Annotated in this window: 13 protein-coding genes; 9 read left to right on the top strand and 4 right to left on the bottom strand. The window is 40.4% G+C overall.

Annotated features, from left to right (window positions below):
* Nucleotides 1-139 precede the first annotated feature (139 nt).
* Both rraA and H5161_RS13020 read left to right on the top strand, forming a co-directional pair.
* Nucleotides 140-637 carry a ribonuclease E activity regulator RraA gene (rraA, locus tag H5161_RS13025; protein ID WP_002959955.1) on the top strand — a complete coding sequence of 166 codons (498 nt, stop codon included), beginning with the start codon at nt 140-142 and terminating at the stop codon, nt 635-637.
* Nucleotide 638: 1 nt separating this feature from the next.
* Nucleotides 639-1,688: a formimidoylglutamase gene (locus tag H5161_RS13020; protein WP_165723716.1), complete on the top strand. Its 1,050-nt coding sequence runs from the start codon at nt 639-641 to the stop codon at nt 1,686-1,688.
* Here the strand turns inward: H5161_RS13020 and H5161_RS13015 are convergent.
* Nucleotides 1,685-3,349: an EAL domain-containing protein gene (locus tag H5161_RS13015; protein ID WP_182712177.1), complete on the bottom strand. Its 1,665-nt coding sequence runs from the start codon at nt 3,347-3,349 to the stop codon at nt 1,685-1,687. The genes H5161_RS13020 and H5161_RS13015 overlap by 4 nt on opposite strands.
* Before the next feature lie 120 nt (nt 3,350-3,469).
* The gene (gene hutI / locus H5161_RS13010; protein ID WP_182769480.1) at nt 3,470-4,717 is read right to left on the bottom strand and encodes an imidazolonepropionase; all 1,248 of its coding nucleotides are present in this window, start codon (nt 4,715-4,717) and stop codon (nt 3,470-3,472) included.
* Between the two features lie 119 nt (nt 4,718-4,836).
* On the opposite strand from hutI, the gene hutC reads away from it, so the two are divergent.
* The 3 genes from hutC (at nt 4,837) to hutH (ending at nt 8,822) form a co-directional block, all read left to right on the top strand.
* Complete coding sequence (gene hutC, locus H5161_RS13005; RefSeq protein ID WP_002959947.1) at nt 4,837-5,544, top strand: histidine utilization repressor; 708 nt, start codon at nt 4,837-4,839, stop codon at nt 5,542-5,544.
* A 66-nt stretch (nt 5,545-5,610) separates the two neighbouring features.
* The gene (gene hutU, locus H5161_RS13000; RefSeq protein WP_182712155.1) at nt 5,611-7,284 is read left to right on the top strand and encodes a urocanate hydratase; all 1,674 of its coding nucleotides are present in this window, start codon (nt 5,611-5,613) and stop codon (nt 7,282-7,284) included.
* Between the two features lie 2 nt (nt 7,285-7,286).
* Nucleotides 7,287-8,822 carry a histidine ammonia-lyase gene (gene hutH, locus H5161_RS12995; RefSeq protein WP_182197460.1) on the top strand — a complete coding sequence of 512 codons (1,536 nt, stop codon included), beginning with the start codon at nt 7,287-7,289 and terminating at the stop codon, nt 8,820-8,822.
* Here the strand turns inward: hutH and H5161_RS12990 are convergent.
* A complete protein-coding gene (locus H5161_RS12990) occupies nt 8,819-9,589 on the bottom strand; it encodes an NADP-binding protein (protein ID WP_182769479.1) in 771 nt (256 codons plus the stop codon). The two genes, hutH and H5161_RS12990, sit on opposite strands and share 4 nt — an antisense overlap.
* A 116-nt stretch (nt 9,590-9,705) precedes the next feature.
* Here H5161_RS12990 and H5161_RS12985 point away from each other — a divergent pair, with 116 nt between their 5' ends.
* The 4 genes from H5161_RS12985 to H5161_RS12970 all read left to right on the top strand — a co-directional run bounded on the left by H5161_RS12985 (nt 9,706) and on the right by H5161_RS12970 (nt 16,403).
* Nucleotides 9,706-11,733, top strand: coding sequence for a methyl-accepting chemotaxis protein (locus tag H5161_RS12985; protein ID WP_024596300.1), 2,028 nt, complete (start codon nt 9,706-9,708; stop codon nt 11,731-11,733).
* Between the two features lie 371 nt (nt 11,734-12,104).
* Nucleotides 12,105-14,813 carry a preprotein translocase subunit SecA gene (gene secA, locus H5161_RS12980; RefSeq protein WP_182672761.1) on the top strand — a complete coding sequence of 903 codons (2,709 nt, stop codon included), beginning with the start codon at nt 12,105-12,107 and terminating at the stop codon, nt 14,811-14,813.
* A gap of 68 nt (nt 14,814-14,881) precedes the next feature.
* On the top strand, nt 14,882-15,280 hold the full coding sequence (gene mutT / locus H5161_RS12975; RefSeq protein ID WP_007582062.1) for an 8-oxo-dGTP diphosphatase MutT: 399 nt from the start codon (nt 14,882-14,884) through the stop codon (nt 15,278-15,280).
* 22 nt (nt 15,281-15,302) lie between these two features.
* Nucleotides 15,303-16,403, top strand: a complete 1,101-nt coding sequence (locus H5161_RS12970) for a phosphotransferase enzyme family protein (protein WP_182769478.1) — start codon at nt 15,303-15,305, stop codon at nt 16,401-16,403.
* Nucleotides 16,404-16,439: 36 nt separating this feature from the next.
* Here the strand turns inward: H5161_RS12970 and H5161_RS12965 are convergent, their stop codons facing one another.
* On the bottom strand, nt 16,440-18,515 hold the full coding sequence (locus H5161_RS12965; protein ID WP_154903909.1) for a M13 family metallopeptidase: 2,076 nt from the start codon (nt 18,513-18,515) through the stop codon (nt 16,440-16,442).
* Nucleotides 18,516-18,700 lie beyond the last annotated feature (185 nt).

Raw genomic sequence — 18,700 nt, 5'->3', positions numbered from 1 at the left:
TGACGCTTTTAATACACTATTATTGCGATTAATGATTTAGCGCTTGTTTTGCCTAAATTTACTGCGATTAAGTCGTTGTTATTGCTTATAAGGAGGGTATACTGAGATATAAATTAATGTACCTTTTGAGGATAAAATAATGGATTACAGCACTTCTGATTTATGCGACCACTTTGCTGACGTGGTTGACGTGCTAGAGCCTATGTTCATCAACTTTGGTGGTCGACACAGCTTTGGTGGCCGCATTAAAACGGTTAAATGTTTTGAAAATAATGAACTCATCCGCGAATTACTTTCTCAAGATGGTACAGACCTAGTACTTCTTATTGATGGTGGCGGCTCAACTCGTCGCGCACTAATCGACATTGAACTGGCTGAGCTAGCACTTGAAAACAACTGGAATGGTATTGTTGTTTACGGCGCAGTACGCCACGTTGATGAGCTTGAAGAGCTTGATTTAGGCATTCAAGCAATTGCTTCAATCCCTGTTGCAGCCGACAGCGAAGGTGCTGGTGAAGATGCTATAGGCGTTAACTTTGCTGGGGTATCATTTTTTGATGACGACTTTATTTATGCTGATAGCACAGGCATTGTTTTATCTGCAGAAGAATTAGAGTTGGAAGTTGTAGAAGTATAACGTGACTTCCCATTTAAAAGTATATGATGAAAGCGCGGTTAGAACACTTTGCTCTACCCGCGCAAATGAGAAAAAAGCATGGCAATCAATGGCCTTGCTCGACACCCAAGTAAACCTGCAACAAGCACTTGTTGACGCTGCTCAATTTGGTATCCGCTATGTACTTCTGGGTATTTGCGAAGATATCGGCCCAAAAGCAAACTTAGGAAATGGCGGTGCAAACGAAGCATGGCCGGCTTTTTTAAAACGCTTTTTAAACCAACCTCACAATCAATTTATTGCCACTCAAAAAGTGCTTTTATTGGGTGAAGTTAATACTGATGATTTAATGGCGCAAAGCAACCAGCTTAATAATCAGCAAGGCCAGCAGTTAACTCAATTACGAGATTTATGCCAACAGCTTGATGAACGCGTAGAGTCGGTATTGAGCCTTATTTTTAAAGCGGGGCTTGAGCCAATCGTTATTGGCGGAGGTCATAACAATTGCTTGGGAATTATCCGTGCCCTGAGTAAGTCAAAAAATACACCTATTAATGCTATCAACTTTGACCCTCATGCCGACTTTAGAGAATGTGAAGGTCGCCATAGCGGCAATGGCTTTCGCTACGCTTATAACGAGCAACATCTAAGTAATTACCACGTTATTGGCTTACATGAGATAAAAAACAATCAAGCAATTATAGATGCAATGAGTGAAGCTAACTTTACGTTTGATAGCTATCAATCAATACAAGTTAAGCGAAAAACTACACTCACGCAGGCAATTGAAAACGCATTAAGTAATTTTAACGATTTACCACTGGGTATTGAAGTTGATTTAGATAGTATTACTTACATGCCGGTGAGTGCGTACACATGTTGCGGATTTAGTGTGAATGACACTGAGCACTTTGTGCATTTAGCAGCAAACCATCGCGACTCTAAGTACTTACATTTATGTGAAGCAGCGCCTAGCCAGCACCCTAACGGAGTTGAGGCCGGTGCTGCCCATGTAGGACAAGTGATCAGTGCACTTGTGAATAGCTATCTACAAGCCAAAGAAAACACTTAGCGCTGTTGAACTAATCGCCACTCTTTTAGCCAGCTCATTAAACCAATACTACTTAGCGGGTGACCAAAGTAATAACCTTGGGCAGCATAACCTTTTAAGCTTTTTACAAACTTAAGTTGCTCAAGTGTTTCTACCCCTTCAAAAATCACTTTTGTTTTTTGTTGGTTATGCATTTCAACCATTCCGCTAACTAAACTGCGTATATTGTTTTGATTACTAAAGTCAGCAGTGAGTGAAGGTGAAACCTTAATATACTCTACCGCTAAGCTTGGTAACTTAGAAAGCAGTACCGGGTTATCACCAAGTCCATCAACACATACTTTTAAGCCTATGTTATTAAGCCTTGCGATCATGCCTCTGCCTTTATCATCTAGTCCCGTAAAAATATGCAAAGGGCATTCAACAATTAAATCGCCAGCTTCCAAGTGATGCTCACTTAAAACAACATCAACAAATTCAATAAACTCTTCGTTAAGCATTTCAGGACCAAATACGTTAATGCTAAGCGGTATAGAAATACCTTCTATTCTAAGCGCCATTGCAAGCTCAGCAGCTCTCTCTATTACAAATTTAGCGAGTGGATAACCAAGCCCTGCAATTCTAATGTCGTCGATAAACCTGTTAGCGGATAAAATCCCTTGCTTAGGGTGCTGCCAACGCAGTAGTAATTCTAAAAACTCAATTTGACCGTTTTCGTTACAAATAATAGGCTGAAAATAAAGCTCTAACTCGCTCGAAAAATCAATATTTGCTAATTCCTTTAGTCGCGCTTGTTGCTCTCGCAATTCAATCATCATTTGTTGATGATAAGGCACAACCTTGCGATCTGGGTGGCTATCGAGTGCCAGATATGCGTACGATATTAAATTATCAAAGTTGTTATCTTGCTCATTACAATCAACATAACTCGCTCTCGCTTTTACTTCTACAGTGCAGTTAGCAACATTAAATGGCTTAAGCGTTGCACCCAGTATTTGGTCAATAACTAATTCATGTAAGTGTTTTTGATTCGCGAAACTACAAATAAATGCAAAGTTAAGACCCCCTAAGTGGGCTAGCTTTTCTTGTCCAGTTAAAGTCACTATTTCGTCACTTGAAAGTAGCTCTTTTATTCGATTAGCCGATTGCGCTAACAGTATATCGCCAAAGTCGCGTCCAATATGCTGGTTAACTTGCTCAAAGCCTTCAAGGCGAATAACGATTAACGCTGCGCTTATTTGTTTGTTGTCGCACCATGCATAGTAACCTTGGCGTAACTGTTTTCTATCTGCAAAAACTGAAAGCGGAGACTCTTCAACAAATGTATCACCTTCAGGTTCTGGCTCTATAACGACTTCTATTTCAGCGCTTTCATCATTTAAAAAACCTACAATAGCTAATAATAATATTGCTAACACAACCCAAAATAGCGGAACTTCCAATAATAAATGAGCTGAAAATAGAACAACAAATAAAAGACCAGCCATTGAGCTGGTAATTATCATGCTCCAATTATTTCGCTCAAATGCTTGCCATAAGTGAAAACAAAACCCAAAGGCTAGTAAAATAGCAAGCCAAGCCGCACCGCTGCTTAAGATAGCTAAACCAACAGCAGCTGTGCATAAATAACTAAATTTAATACTGGTATTTTTAACAGCAAATAAAGTGGCGATCATCGCCATTAATAGTGCACCACTAAAAAATATTGGGAAATTACTGTCGGTTAGTATGTTCAAATTAACGGCATCCGTATTCGCTAAAAAAGTTTAAACCAAGTTATATGTGGGTAAAAATAATACAAACTAATTAATTCTACCCAAAATCCATAAATTTAACAGTTTATTTACGCCAAATTGGTAACTTAATTGTGATGGATGACTTATTTGCCAATGCGCAATATCAGCTCTTGCGCCAACCTTTAAAATACCACGGTCGTCTAAACCTAGTGCTTTAGCTGCATTTCGAGTAACACCAGCTAATGCTTGCTCAGGTGTTAATCTAAACAATGTGCATGCCATGTTCATCATCAAGTGCACTGAGCACAGCGGTGAAGTACCTGGATTAAAGTCACTCGCAATAGCTATCGGTACTTTATATTGATTAAGTAATTCAATAGGTGGGAATTTAGTTTCTCTTAAAAAATAAAATGCGCCTGGCAATAACACCGCTACCGTCCCAGCGTCTGCCATGGCTTTTACACCCTCTTCATCTAGATGCTCAATATGATCAGCCGAAAGGCCATTAAACTGCGCCACCAGCTTAGCACCCTGTTGATTAGATAACTGCTCAGCATGGCATTTTACTGGGAGGTTATGCTTTTTAGCCGCCTGGAAAACACGTTTGGTTTGCGAATAACTAAACCCAACATTTTCACAAAATACATCGACTGCATCAGCAAGATTATTAGCTACTACCTGATCAAGCATGTCAGTACACACTAAATCAATATATTCATCAGCACGGCCTTTGTATTCAGGCGGTAGAGCATGCGCCCCTAAAAAAGTAGTTTTAATATCAATAGGGTGATGTTCACCTAATAAACGAGCGACTTCTAATATTTTTATCTCGTTTTCAGTATCTAGCCCATAACCAGACTTTATTTCAACGGTGGTTACACCTTCTTTTAACAACGTATTTAAGCGATCTTTTGCATCTACAAACAATTGTTCACGGTCGACTGCTCTTGTGGCTTTAACCGTACTTGCTATGCCACCGCCTTGTGCTGCGATTTGCTCATAGCTTACGCCTTGCAAACGCTGTTCAAACTCTTGCGATCTTGAACCTGCAAATACTAAGTGAGTATGGCAGTCTATTAGGCCCGGCGTTAACCATTGTCCTTTTACACTCAATGTCGGCGTTGCAAACACATCAAAACTAGGCAATGTTGATTGCTCTCCAATCCACGCAATTTTACCATTTTTAATGGCTATAGCAGCATTTTCAATTGCGCCATAAGGGGCATTTATATTGCTATCCATAGTGGCAATATTGGCATCAGTTAAAAGTAAGTCGATTTCTTCTAACTCATAATTTTGTGTTGTGCTTTGCATTTTTTAGCCCTTTTTACGCCCAGAGTGATGAAAATATAGTCTAACAACCCATCTTGTATATACAAGGTAATTGTGTCATCTTATTTATATAGTTTATTTTTAATGTAACCATAAATTTAATGACGACACCTAAATTTGCGCAAATAAAACAATTCATTGTTGATAAAATACGCAGCGGTACGTGGCAAGAAAACCAACGTGTTCCCTCTGAAAACGAACTAAGTAGTCAATTTAGTGTAAGCAGAATGACAGCCCGCAGAGCACTAAGCGAATTAACCGAGGCAGGTATTTTAACCCGCAGCCAAGGGTTAGGTACATTTGTAGCTACATTTAAATCGCAGTCATCGTTACTTGAAATAAAAAATATTGCTGATGAAGTAAAAGAGCGTAACGGCAACTACACCTGTAGCGTACTCATACTCGAATCAATAAATGCAGTCGCACCTATTGCCATTGCACTTGGTGTTGAGGTTGACAGTGTTGTATATCGAAGTGTACTTGTGCATAACGAAAACGACAGTCCTTTGCAGCTAGAAGAGCGTTTTGTAAACCCTGCCCTTGCGACTGGCTACTTACAACAAGACTTTAGCATGCTTACACCTCATGAATATCTATCTAGTGTTGCCCCACTTACCCAAGCAAGGCATACAGTAGAGGCCATTATGCCAAACAGCGAAATGTGCCAATGGTTAAATTTATATAATGAAGAGCCATGCTTACAAGTAATCCGACGCACCTGGTCTGTTAAAGGCATTGTAAGCTTTGCGCGCCTTGTATCACCAGGCAGTAAATATCGCTTAGGTGGCCACTTAACATTTAAAAAATAACAAACAATAGCGCTTACTGCGCTTTTTTTATAACAAATCATCTTGTATATACAACAGGAGCAAAACATGAACAACCGACTCGACACAAGTCGCGTAATACGTGCACCTCATGGAGATAAAATAAGTGCTAAAAGCTGGCAAACAGAAGCTGCTAAGCGCATGCTAATGAATAATTTAGACCCTGAAGTTGCAGAGCATCCTCATGCACTTGTTGTATATGGTGGTATTGGCCGAGCAGCTCGTGATTGGCCAAGTTATGACAAAATTATAGAAACCCTCGATAGGCTCGAAAGCGACGAAACCCTGCTTGTACAATCAGGAAAACCCGTTGGTGTATTTAAAACCCACAGTAATGCGCCTCGCGTGCTTATTGCTAACTCAAATCTTGTTCCACACTGGGCAAATTGGGAGCACTTTAACGAGCTCGATAAAAAAGGCTTGATGATGTACGGGCAAATGACGGCGGGTTCTTGGATCTATATTGGCTCGCAAGGCATAGTACAAGGAACTTACGAAACCTTTGTAGCTATGGCAAAGCAACATTTTGCAGGTAGCGCTAGTGGTAAATGGGTATTAACAGGTGGTCTTGGTGGTATGGGCGGTGCGCAACCACTTGCAGCTACAATGGCTGGGTTTAGTGCACTGGTTGTTGAATGTGATGAAAGCCGTATCGATTTTCGTATAAAAACAGGCTACGTTGATGTAAAAGCAACAAATCTTGAACACGCACTGCAATTAATAACCGATGCATGTGTTAAAGGTAAAGCCCTCTCAGTGGGTTTACTAGGTAACGCTGCCGATGTATTTAGTACACTGGTTAAAACAGGCATTACCCCTGATGTAGTCACAGATCAAACATCTGCTCACGATCCATTAAATGGTTACTTACCACAAGGCTGGACAATGGAGTACGCAGCAAAAATGCGTGAGCAAGATCCAAAAGCCGTAGTAAAAGCCGCTAAACAATCAATGGCAGTCCAAGTTAAAGCTATGCTAGCACTACAAAAAGCCGGTGCCGCCACTACTGATTACGGTAATAATATTCGTCAAATGGCGTTTGATGAGGGTGTTACCAACGCGTTTGATTTTCCTGGATTTGTGCCTGCCTATATTCGCCCTTTATTTTGTGAAGGGATTGGACCATTTAGATGGGTAGCATTATCAGGCGACCCTGAAGATATATATAAAACCGACGCTAAAGTAAAAGAGCTTATTCCTGATGATGCACATTTACATAACTGGCTTGATATGGCGCGGGAACGCATACAATTCCAAGGTTTACCTGCACGCATTTGCTGGGTTGGCCTAAAAGATAGAGCACGCCTTGCACTGGCCTTTAATGAAATGGTTAAAAATGGCGAACTTAAAGCCCCTATAGTTATTGGTCGCGATCACCTCGACTCTGGCTCAGTTGCCAGCCCTAACCGCGAAACAGAGAGCATGAAAGATGGCTCAGATGCAGTATCAGATTGGCCATTACTCAACGCACTGCTTAATACCGCAAGTGGCGCTACTTGGGTGTCGCTTCATCATGGTGGCGGTGTAGGAATGGGGTTTAGTCAGCACTCTGGTGTAGTTATTGTTGCCGATGGTACTGATGAAGCTAAAGAGCGTATTGCTCGCGTACTGTGGAACGACCCTGCAACAGGTGTAATGCGCCATGCTGATGCCGGATACGACATAGCAAAAAACTGCGCTAAAGAACAAAATTTAGACCTACCTATGTTAAACGAGGAATGATCATGTTCGAACTTACTCTCACACCCGGATCACTTGATTTAAACACACTAAGAAAAATTAATAATTCACCGGTAAAATTGAGCCTTGCAAAGCATGCCGAGTCGCAAATAGCAGCCAGCGCGCAAACCGTTCAAAATGTTATTAATGAACACCGCACTGTATATGGAATTAACACCGGCTTTGGATTATTAGCCAATACTAAAATTGCCGACGACCAACTTGAATTATTACAGCGCTCCATTGTACTTTCACACGCTGCGGGTATTGGCGAATACATGGATGACAGCACAGTAAGGTTAATGATCACCTTAAAAGTAAACTCGCTTTCACGTGGCTATTCGGGCATTCGCCTGCAAGTAATCCAATTTTTTATGCAGCTGCTTAGTAGCGAAGTATATCCATGCGTGCCTAAAAAAGGTTCCGTGGGGGCCTCGGGAGATTTAGCTCCTCTTGCACATATGTGTCTACCTTTATTAGCTGAAGGTCAAATGCGACATAAAGGAGAAATAATTAGCGCAGCACAAGGGTTAAAAATAGCGGGACTTGAACCCCTTACCCTTGCAGCCAAAGAAGGCTTAGCATTATTAAATGGCACACAAGCGTCGACTGCGTTTGCACTACAAGGCCTATTTAGAAGCGAGAACCTATATGCACAAAGCTGCGTTATCGGCTCGATAAGTATAGAAGCTGCAATGGGCAGTCGCGCGCCATTTGATGCACGTATTCATGAAATTCGCGGACAGCGCGGACAAATAGACACCGCTCAAGTATTTAGAGAGCTACTCGATACGCACTCTCAGATTAGTAACTCCCACGTCAATTGTGAAAAAGTACAAGATCCATACTGCCTTCGCTGCCAGCCTCAAGTGCTAGGTGCTTGCCTAACTCAGATACGCCAAGCTGCAGAAGTGTTACTATGCGAGTCAAACGGTGTAACCGATAATCCGCTAGTTTTTGCCGATGTAGGCGACATTATATCGGGAGGAAACTTTCATGCAGAGCCCGTTGCAATGGCCGCTGACAACTTAGCAATCGCAATTGCAGAAATTGGCGCATTAGCAGAAAGGCGAATTGCATTACTTATCGATTCAAACCTATCCAAATTACCGCCATTTTTAGTTGAAAACGGCGGGGTAAATTCTGGATTTATGATTGCCCAAGTTACCGCAGCAGCGCTTGCATCAGAAAACAAATCATTAGCGCATCCGGCTTCGGTTGATAGCTTGCCTACATCTGCAAATCAAGAAGATCATGTTTCTATGGCAACCTTTGCAGCAAGGCGCTTAGATGAAATGGCCAATAATACCCAAGGTGTTTTGGCGATAGAATGGTTAGCATCGGTTCAAGGGCTAGAATTTAGAAAGCCGCTTGAACCATCAGATAAAGTGCAAAGCGCTAAAGCATTGTTACGCGAGCATGTAAGTTATTATGATAAAGACCGCTACTTTGCTCCCGATATCGAAGCTGCTAATACATTACTAAGTGAAGGTAAGCTATGCGACTTTATAGAGAGCAGTCCCCTGCCTTCAGCATATTAAATACCGTGCTGATAGCTAAACCCTAAGGCTTCAATGGCTGAGCCTAATATTTTTCGCTCAGCCGAATCAGTTCCTGTAAACGTTGGCATTTCACCACCATGTTGCTGACACTTCATAGCGTAGTATTCAGCTTTTGTGGGGTGCGCAGGATTAACCACATTATAAATATTTTGCCCTACTTGCCAGTGCTCTATCACCGCAAAAATAGCATTAATTACATCTTGTTGATGCACCATATTTACCACTTGCTCACTTGATGTATTGAGCTCTTTACCTGCCACAAAACGCCCCGGCTCTCTATTAGGCCCTAGTAAGCCAGCTAAACGAAGTATTTTGCCATCTTGTTCAAGCACTTGCTCTTCAGCTTCGTAAAGCTTTATTTGGCGCTCGTTTGTGCATGAAATATCGCTACTTTCACTATATACACCAGGCTCTTGATCGTACACCCCGGTTGATGAGCACAATAAAAAGCCCTTTGCGTTTAGCTCCTTTGAAAGCTTAAGCGCTGCGGTGAGTGTTTCAGGATAATTACTTTCACTGTGTCTGCTACGTGGTGGAATAGCACATACCCAATAAGCATCTTGTAAATCAACTTGATGCCTTAATTGCCCATCTTCAAGTGTAAACTGACGCTCAAAGTCAAACTCGTGTATATCTGTTCTATGCGTTCCTTGTACTTGCCAGTCAGCTTTTTGTGCACTTAGGCATAAAGCATGTCCTAACCAGCCTGCACCTAATACTACTAATTTATTACTTTTATTTGTCATTTTTGTATAAGCCTTTATTTTAAACGCATAATTAGTTCTTTCTATCTAACTTTATAGAGATTTTAAGTAAGATATGATTAGATATAATTTCATAAATAATAAAAATATGTGTACTCATGCTAAATAATTTATCATTACGGAAGAAAATATTATTATTGATTGGTGGAACAATTACCGTTTTACTAATTATCGCCTCAACATTTTTTGTTAAACACATTGCCAATCTCTCTAGAGAAAACATAGAAAACGAAGCACAAAGTTATCTACAGACCGAGCAACTTTCAATGCAAAGTTACTTCGCGATGTACGGTAAAATGGTATCAACCTTTGTTAATAACCCACATTTAATCAACTTTTTTGAAAATTGGGATACGCGCGATCAAGCACTCGAAAGCGCGCCAGGTTACAACGAAGTAAACCAAGACTTTGTGCGTTTAAGCTCAAATGACGAAAACATTTTATCGGCCTTTTTTGCCTCAGCAACCACCGGTGAATACTTTAAAGAAAACGAGCGTACAAGTCACTACAACGGCCAGCCTTATTACGCCTACAAGCGTGGGTGGTGGCAAGAAGCCATGCAAGTTAACAAGCTTTACGTAGGTCCAATCTCTGTTGATTTAACCACAGGCGTAGCATCCGCAGTAGTACAACAACCTGTTTATAACGCTCAGCGAAAACTCATCGGTATGGGCGGTGTTGATTTACAATTAAACAAAATTAACGACATGGTCGAAAATATTCGCTTTAACGGCCAAGGTTATGGATTTTTACTCGATGGTAATCAAAAAGTAGTACATTTTTCAAAGGCCACTGGGCATAAACTTTCAATTACAGATGAAGGTGCAAACGGTAAAGAAGGGCTCGATGCGCTTGAGCAACAATTTACAAATACAGCAGGCTTTAAAGAGTTAAATACACAAATGCGAAATAACCTTGAAGGCAGCCAAATGGTTACTTTTAAAGGTGAGCAGTTTTATGTGGTTTACCATCGTTTGCAGCTAGAGCAGCCTTATATAGATTGGTATGTAGGTCTACTTATCCCAACTACTATGATTGAAGAGCCCGTAAATGCTGCAGTAACCGCTACAACAACGGCGGTAATTATTATCTTAATCATTATATTAGCCATGATTTTATGGGCTACCCACATGATTTCAAAACCCATTACAACGCTTACGCACATTATGCGTGATATAGCATCGGGCGAAGGCGATCTTACTCAAAAAATTGATATTAATAGTCAAGATGAAGTGGGACAGCTGGCCAATCATATGAACACTTTTATTGATAAGTTGCACGCCATGATGCTTGATACCGCAGCGCAAGCAGAACAGCTAAGTAATGCAGCGGCCCAGCTAAGAAGTGTTTCTGAGAAAACAAATTCTGAAATTCAGCAAGAGAAGCAGCAAGTTGATAGCGTGAGCGCAGCGGTAACTGAAATGGCGACTACTGTGCTTGAAATATCACGTAACGCACAACACACAAATAACGCAGCTGAAGAAGTACAAGCAATTACAGCTGAAGGAGCTAGCCGTTCTACACAGGCGCAAACAGTAATGACTGAACTGGCATTACATATTGGAGAAGCATCTAAAGTGGTTGCAGGTCTTGAGCAAGAAAGTAATAACATTGGTGCATTAGTCGATGTAATTAATTCCATTGCTGATCAAACCAACTTACTTGCACTTAATGCGGCCATAGAGGCTGCTCGTGCCGGTGAACACGGTAGAGGCTTTGCCGTTGTTGCTGATGAAGTTCGTTCACTTGCAAGTCGCACACAAGAATCAACAGACGATATTCGAAATATGATTTCGCGCTTGCAGCAAATAGCTCAACAAGCCTCAGTAATGATGCAACAAGGACAAGATCAAACCGAGGGCTCAGTGCTTCAAACTAAAGAAGTGCTTAGCTCACTTCACAATATTGCGCAGTCGGTTACTAAAGTACAAGACCAAAGTCATCAAATAGCCACATCTACCGAGGAGCAAACTGTTGTTGCTGAGGATATTAATACGAGCCTTTCGGCAATTAATAACTTAGTGAACAGTACCGCTGACCATGCGCACACCCTCGCTGACGAAGCTCGTGACTTAAGTGATTTAGCTGCGGCGCTTAACAAAACGGTTAATCAATTTAAATTATAAAACATGTATTTAATAGTTGTGTTTAAGCGTAAAACTTAAGCGCAACTATAACCCTTGTTTTTAATTTATTTAGCACCATATCTTTACAGTTCGCTGCTATTTTTACTGTAATTGAGTAATACAAAGTGATTTTTACGAACCAGATCAAATTTTTCGATTTTATACACCGATCTTTTTATTGAGATAGTTTGTTGTTTGGCAGAGTCTGGTATAGTAGCGCACGTAATAAACAGTGCTTTTTGAACGGTTTAATACAAAATTGCTAATTAATATGTTCTAAGTGTTACTTAAAAGCACATATTAATTACCAATTGTTAAAAATGGGTTAGCCGATACTCGGCTGACAAAGAATACATTGTAACGGTTTTATCATGATATCTAATTTATTTACCAAGCTTTTTGGTAGTCGCAATGACCGCACTATTAAAAACTTAAGAAAGACGGTCGCGCTAATCAATGCGCTAGAAACGCAACTTGAAGCGCTTTCTGATGAAGATTTAAGAGCTAAAACAGCTGAGTTTAGAGAACGTTACGATAACGGACAAAGCCTTGACGACATTCTACCAGAGGCTTTTGCTGTGGTACGTGAAGCGTCAAAGCGTGTAAATGGCATGCGTCATTTCGACGTGCAGTTATTAGGTGGTATGGTTTTACATCAAGGTCGCATTGCAGAAATGCGTACCGGTGAAGGTAAAACACTTACAGCTACTCTACCAGCTTATCTAAACGGCCTAACAGGCAAAGGTGTTCACGTAATTACCGTGAATGACTACCTTGCTAAACGTGATGCTGAAACCAACCGTGCGTTATTTGAATTTTTAGGCCTTACAGTAGGCTGTAACGTACCAGGTATGATGCCGCAGCAAAAGAAGCTCGCTTATACTGCCGACATTACATACGGTACTAATAACGAATTTGGTTTTGACTACCTTCGTGACAACATGGCTTTTAGCATTGATGAACGAGTTCAACGTCCATTATTCTATGCTGTAGTCGATGAAGTGGATTCAATCTTAATAGATGAAGCACGTACCCCGCTGATTATTTCAGGCCCAGCTGAGGATAGCTCTGAGCTATACACTGAAATAAACACCATCGTTCCTTTACTTGAGCTTCAAGAAAAAGAAGACGAAGAAGGTATTGAAGGCGATGGCGATTACACGATTGATGAAAAGTCTAAGCAAGTTCATTTAACAGAACGTGGTCAAATTAAAGTAGAAGAGCTACTTACTGAGCGCGGCTTAATTGAAGAAGGCGATTCGCTTTATTCAGCAGCAAGCATTACGCTACTAAGCCATGTTTATGCCGCCCTTCGTGCTCATAAGCTATACCAAAAAGATGTTGATTACGTTGTAAAAGAAAACGAAGTAATTATTATCGATGAGCATACGGGTCGTTCAATGGAAGGTCGTCGTTGGTCAGAAGGTTTACACCAAGCTGTTGAAGCAAAAGAAGGTGTAAAAATTCAAAACGAGAACCAAACACTTGCCTCTATTACGTTCCAAAACTACTTCCGTTTATACGAAACGTTAGCAGGTATGACAGGTACAGCCGATACTGAAGCATTTGAGTTTCAGTCAATTTATGGCCTAGATACTGTTGTTATGCCAACTAATAAGCCGATGATTCGTGATGATCGCGCCGATTTAGTTTACCTAACGCAAGAAGAAAAATACGAAGCTATTTTAATTGATATTAAAGACTGCCAAGACCGTGGACAACCGGTGCTTGTTGGTACTATTTCAATTGAAAGCTCTGAGTATTTATCGCAGTTTTTACGCAAAGAAAAAATTAAGCACAATGTACTTAATGCTAAATTTCATGCGCAAGAAGCTGACATCGTTTCAGATGCTGGCCTACCAGGAACAGTAACAATTGCAACAAACATGGCCGGTCGTGGTACCGATATCGTGTTAGGTGGTAACTGGAACAGTGAAGTTGAAAAACTTGAAAACCCAACTGATGAGCAAATTGCTGAAATTAAAGCAGCTTGGAAAATTCGCCATGATGCAGTAATTGATGCCGGCGGTTTACATATCATTGGTACTGAACGTCACGAATCTCGTCGTATAGACAACCAATTACGTGGTCGTTCTGGTCGTCAAGGTGATGCTGGTTCAAGCCGTTTTTACTTATCGATGGACGATGCGCTAATGCGTATATTTGCCGGTGAGCGCATGACTAACATGATGCGTAAATTAGGCATGCAACGCGGTGAAGCAATTGAACATCCATGGGTAAACCGTGCGATTGAAAATGCACAGCGTAAAGTAGAAGCACGTAACTTCGACGTTCGTAAGCAACTACTTGAGTACGATGATGTAGCAAACGATCAACGTCGTGTTGTTTACTCTCAGCGTAACGAATTACTTGAAGAAGGTGATATTTCAGAAACTATTACTGCAATTCGTGGTGACGTACTTAGCAATACAATTGATCAGTACATTGCACCGCAAAGCCTTGCTGAAATGTGGGACATTCCTGGCCTTGAAGAGCGTTTAAAACAAGACTTCTTAATTGAGTTACCTATTACTCAGTGGTTAGCAGATGACAATAAACTATACGAAGAAAAGCTTCGTGAGCGTATTGAGCAGGCGGTTGAGCATTCATACAAGCAAAAAGAAGAGCAAGTTGGCGATTCTGTTTTACGTCAATTCGAAAAAGCGATTATGCTACAGAGTCTTGATCAGCATTGGAAAGATCACCTTGCTGCAATGGATCATTTACGCCAAGGTATTCATTTACGTGGTTACGCGCAAAAGAATCCTAAGCAAGAGTACAAGCGTGAATCGTTTGAGCTGTTCTCCGAAATGCTTGAAAACTTGAAAGTAGATGTTGTAAGCATTCTAAGTAAAGTACAAGTACGCGCAGAAGAAGATGTTGAAAAAGTAGAAGAGCAACACCGTAAAAGTGAAAATGCTCCTCGCGAATACCAACATGAAGAAGCTGAGCACGTAGGTGGCGAAGCGCCAGAAACAGCGACAGTAATGGCTCGTACAGAACCAAAAGTAGGTCGTAATGACCCTTGTCCTTGTAAATCAGGTCAAAAATTCAAACAATGTTGCGGTAAATTAAAGTAACCCAATATTGTCAGTAGCTTATTAAAAAGCGGCGCTAGCGTCGCTTTTTTTTATGGAGTTTTAAAGTAATGACTATAGAAATTGTACATGTAGCTGTTGGTGTTATTAAGAAAAATAACGCTATATTCATTTGTAAACGTGCAGATGAACAACATCAAGGCGGTTTATGGGAATTTCCTGGTGGTAAAGTTGAAGCTGGAGAAAGTGTGTTTGTTGCACTTAAACGCGAGCTTATTGAAGAAGTTGGACTAACCATTCACAGCTCTAGCCAATTGATGGTGATTGAACATGACTACGGCGATAAATGCGTTAAATTAGATGTACACGTAGTAAGTAACTTTAGCGGTGAAGCACATGGCGCTGAAGGGCAACCTAGCGAATGGGTAGCAATTAGTGAATTAGAAAATTATGATTTTCCTGAAGCGAATGCTGAAATTATCGAAAAAATAGTTGCCCGATACGCATAAAAAAAGGGCATAAGTGAGCACAATGAATATCTCAATACTAAATAAGCTAAGCGAACTGTTAGCACTGCCCCCTGAGTTAACTCAAGTTAGTGCGATTGGTAGCGGTCATATAAATAGTACATGGCTACTTACAAGTATTGATAAACAATTTATTGTGCAAAAACTTAATACTGAGGTATTTAAAAACCCTGCTCAGTTAGTGAGTAATGCAAAACTGATTGAGCAGCATTTAAATGCTAAACAACTGCAAAATAATTACCCGCTTGAAATAATCAAACATATAGCTACACAAAACGATGAACACTTAATAAAAATTGATAATGCGTATTATCGCGTCCTTAACTATATTAGTGATAGCTACAGCGAAGACGTTGTTAAAAATACCCAGCAGAGCGAGCAAGCGGCTTACGCCTTTGGCGTATTTGCTCATGCATTACAAGATTTTGATGCGCAACAGCTGCACACTGTAATTCCTGATTTTCATAACTTATCGATGCGCTTTGAGCAATTAGATACCGCAATCACTAACAACGTAGTTAATAGAGTAAAGCACTGCGCTGACGAAATAGAATATTGCTTAACGCAGCAGCATTTAATTACTGAGCTTAGTCTGGTAGCTAAACACATACCGCTTAGAGTGTGTCATAACGATACAAAAATAAATAATATGCTGTTTTGTAATACAACTCACAAAGCAAAAGCAGTTATTGATTTAGACACCTGCATGGCAGGATTTTGGCTTTATGACTTTGGCGACATGGTACGTACATTTTGCTCCCCCGAAGCCGAGGATTCAACAAACTTACACAACGTTGTTATTCGAAAAGATATATTTTCAGCCATTGTTAAAGGCTATGTAACGCCATTAAAAAATAGCATGAGTATACTAGAGCAAGAAAGCTTATTATTAGGCGCTAAAATAATGCCGCTCATGTTAAGTGTGCGCTTTTTAACTGATTACTTAAATAACGATGTGTACTTTAAAGTATCTCATGCAGAGCATAATTTAGAGCGAGCACAAAACCAACTCGCGCTTTATAAAAACATACTGAGTAACGAAGAATGGATGCACGCGTGCTTAGTCGATAAACAAATTCAAGATACAAAAAAACCAGTAAGCTAAAAACTTACTGGTTTTTTGTTATTTATAGTAATGCAATTACCAGATTTTTACGCGGTCTTCTGGTTTGATATACATTTTATCACCTTCTTTTACGTCAAACGCTTCGTAAAACTCAGGCATGTTCGACAAGATACCGATTACACGGTAGTGGCTTGGTGAATGAGGGTCTGTTAACAAACGATTACGTAACTCTTCATCGCGGTAGTTACGACGCCAGATTTGTGACCAACCCATAAAGAAACGTTGATCGCCTGTGTAACCATCTATCACGGGTGCTTTTTTATCACCTAAAGATAGCATATACGCTTTATGCGCAACGGTTAACCCACCTAAGTCACCAATGTTTTCGCCAAGCGTTAGCTCACCATTAACACTTGCATCTTCAAATGGTTTATATTCGTTATACTGTGCAACTAAAGCCGCTGTACGCTCTTCAAATTGCTTAAGGTCAGTCTCACTCCACCAGTTACGTAAGTTACCGTCACCGTCGTATTTAGCACCTTGGTCGTCAAAACCGTGGCCAAGCTCATGCCCAATTACCGCGCCAATTGCGCCGTAGTTTACAGCATCATCTGCTTCTAAATTAAAGAATGGTGGTTGTAATATAGCGGCTGGAAATACAATTTCATTGTTTACTGGGTTGTAATACGCATTGACTGTTTGCGGAGTCATGTGCCATTCAGAGCGATCAACTGGTTTACCCAATTTAGCAATCATATCTGCGTATGCCCATTCGCTATAACGGATGTAATTACCTACTAGCTCGTCTGAGTTAATCTCTAGCTCTGAGTAATCTTTCCACGTGTCTGGATAACCAATTTTAGGCGTAAATTTGTCTAATTTTTCTTTCGCTGCAAGCTTTGTTTCAGGGCTCATCCACTCAAGATTTTCAATAGCAACGCCATAACCTTTAATTACGTTATCAACTAACTCTTCCATGCGTGCTTTAGCTTCTGGCGGGAAGTTATCTTTAACGTATACCTTACCTAAAATCTCACCTAGTACACTGTTAGATGCATCAACCGCTTGCTTCCAAAGAGGTGCTTGTTCTTCTACGCCACGAAGTGTTGTGCTGTAAAAGTCAAAGTTAAGGTTAACTAAATCTTCGCTAAGTAGCTCTGCATAACCACTTACAAAATGAAATTTTAAGTAGTTTTTCCACGTCGCTAAATCAGTATCTTTGTAAATAGTAGCAAGTGCTTCTAAGTAGCTTGGTTGACGTACAATAATATCACTTGCACTCACACCTGCATCTTTAAAGAATGCAGCTAAATCAAGCTCCCCCATCAGCTTGCTTGCGTCTGCTACTGTCATCTTGTTATAAGATTTAGTTGCATCACGGCTTTGCACACGGCTCCACTGAGCATCAGCTAGTGTTTTTTCAAATGCAAGTACGCTCTTGGCAGCTTCTGCTGCATTTTTAACGCCTGATTTTGCTAAAACATCTGTGATGTATTGCTCGTAAGAAGCGCGAATTTTAGTGAATTTTTCGTCATCGTTTAAGTAATAATCACGATCTGGTAAACCTAGGCCCGACTGAGATAAATACAATGCATACTCGCTCGAGTTTTTAGCATCGTTATTTACAAACCAACCAAACGGTAAAGTACCGCCTTGTTTTTGAATTTTAGCCATTAAACCCACTAAGTCAGCTTTAGATTTAACGCTATCAATCGTATCTAATGACGGTTGTAATGGCGTAATACCTAGCTCATTACGCGCAGATTGATTCATGTAGCTTTTATAAAATGCGCCAATTTTATACTCATCACTGCCTTTTTTAGCGGCCTTATTCGCGGCTGCGTTTTCAAGGGCAATTTTCATCGCTTTTTGTGACTCATCATATAGCTGCGAAAAAGAACCGTAGTTAGACTTATCACCTGGTATTTCAGTTTTTGCTAACCACTGTCCATTTACATGATAATAAAAATCGTCTTGTGCGCGTACTGAACTATCCATATTCGCTAGTTCGATACCAAGCTCTAGTGGCTTTTCAGCGGGTGCTGTTACTACAGGAGTATCGGTTACTTTAGCTTCTTGTTGTTTTTCACCACAACCTACTAGACCAAGTGCAAGCGCTATGCTCGCAGCGGCCATTGTTACTTTATTCATAATGATTCCGTTTGTTAGTTAGAATTAAATCATACCAATCTGCTTATGTATGGGGTCTAATTAACGTTAAGAAAATTACGCTAGAACTAGGCAAAAGTTTTTGTATCTAGTTGTTCTAAATAAAAAATTTTTAACGACGTTATAGTGCAATTTAATTCGTTAAATTGATCAAAGATTTATGCAGG

It is taken from the genome of Pseudoalteromonas sp. SG43-5 (assembly GCF_014164345.1).
GTDB lineage: Bacteria > Pseudomonadota > Gammaproteobacteria > Enterobacterales > Alteromonadaceae > Pseudoalteromonas > Pseudoalteromonas distincta.
Note: the sequence above shows the minus strand (reverse complement) of the source record. Positions and strands in the feature narration are given on the sequence as shown.

What these genes read in the sequence shown, in the direction of transcription:
- rraA (WP_002959955.1), top strand. Translation starts at nt 140, where the DNA reads ATGGATTACAGCACTTCTGATTTATGCGACCACTTTGCTGACGTGGTT.
- H5161_RS13015 (WP_182712177.1), bottom strand. Translation starts at nt 3,349, where the DNA reads ATGGCGATGATCGCCACTTTATTTGCTGTTAAAAATACCAGTATTAAA.
- hutI (WP_182769480.1), bottom strand. Translation starts at nt 4,717, where the DNA reads ATGCAAAGCACAACACAAAATTATGAGTTAGAAGAAATCGACTTACTT.
- hutC (WP_002959947.1), top strand. Translation starts at nt 4,837, where the DNA reads ATGACGACACCTAAATTTGCGCAAATAAAACAATTCATTGTTGATAAA.
- hutU (WP_182712155.1), top strand. Translation starts at nt 5,611, where the DNA reads ATGAACAACCGACTCGACACAAGTCGCGTAATACGTGCACCTCATGGA.
- hutH (WP_182197460.1), top strand. Translation starts at nt 7,287, where the DNA reads ATGTTCGAACTTACTCTCACACCCGGATCACTTGATTTAAACACACTA.
- H5161_RS12990 (WP_182769479.1), bottom strand. Translation starts at nt 9,589, where the DNA reads ATGACAAATAAAAGTAATAAATTAGTAGTATTAGGTGCAGGCTGGTTA.
- H5161_RS12985 (WP_024596300.1), top strand. Translation starts at nt 9,706, where the DNA reads ATGCTAAATAATTTATCATTACGGAAGAAAATATTATTATTGATTGGT.
- secA (WP_182672761.1), top strand. Translation starts at nt 12,105, where the DNA reads ATGATATCTAATTTATTTACCAAGCTTTTTGGTAGTCGCAATGACCGC.
- mutT (WP_007582062.1), top strand. Translation starts at nt 14,882, where the DNA reads ATGACTATAGAAATTGTACATGTAGCTGTTGGTGTTATTAAGAAAAAT.
- H5161_RS12970 (WP_182769478.1), top strand. Translation starts at nt 15,303, where the DNA reads ATGAATATCTCAATACTAAATAAGCTAAGCGAACTGTTAGCACTGCCC.
- H5161_RS12965 (WP_154903909.1), bottom strand. Translation starts at nt 18,515, where the DNA reads ATGAATAAAGTAACAATGGCCGCTGCGAGCATAGCGCTTGCACTTGGT.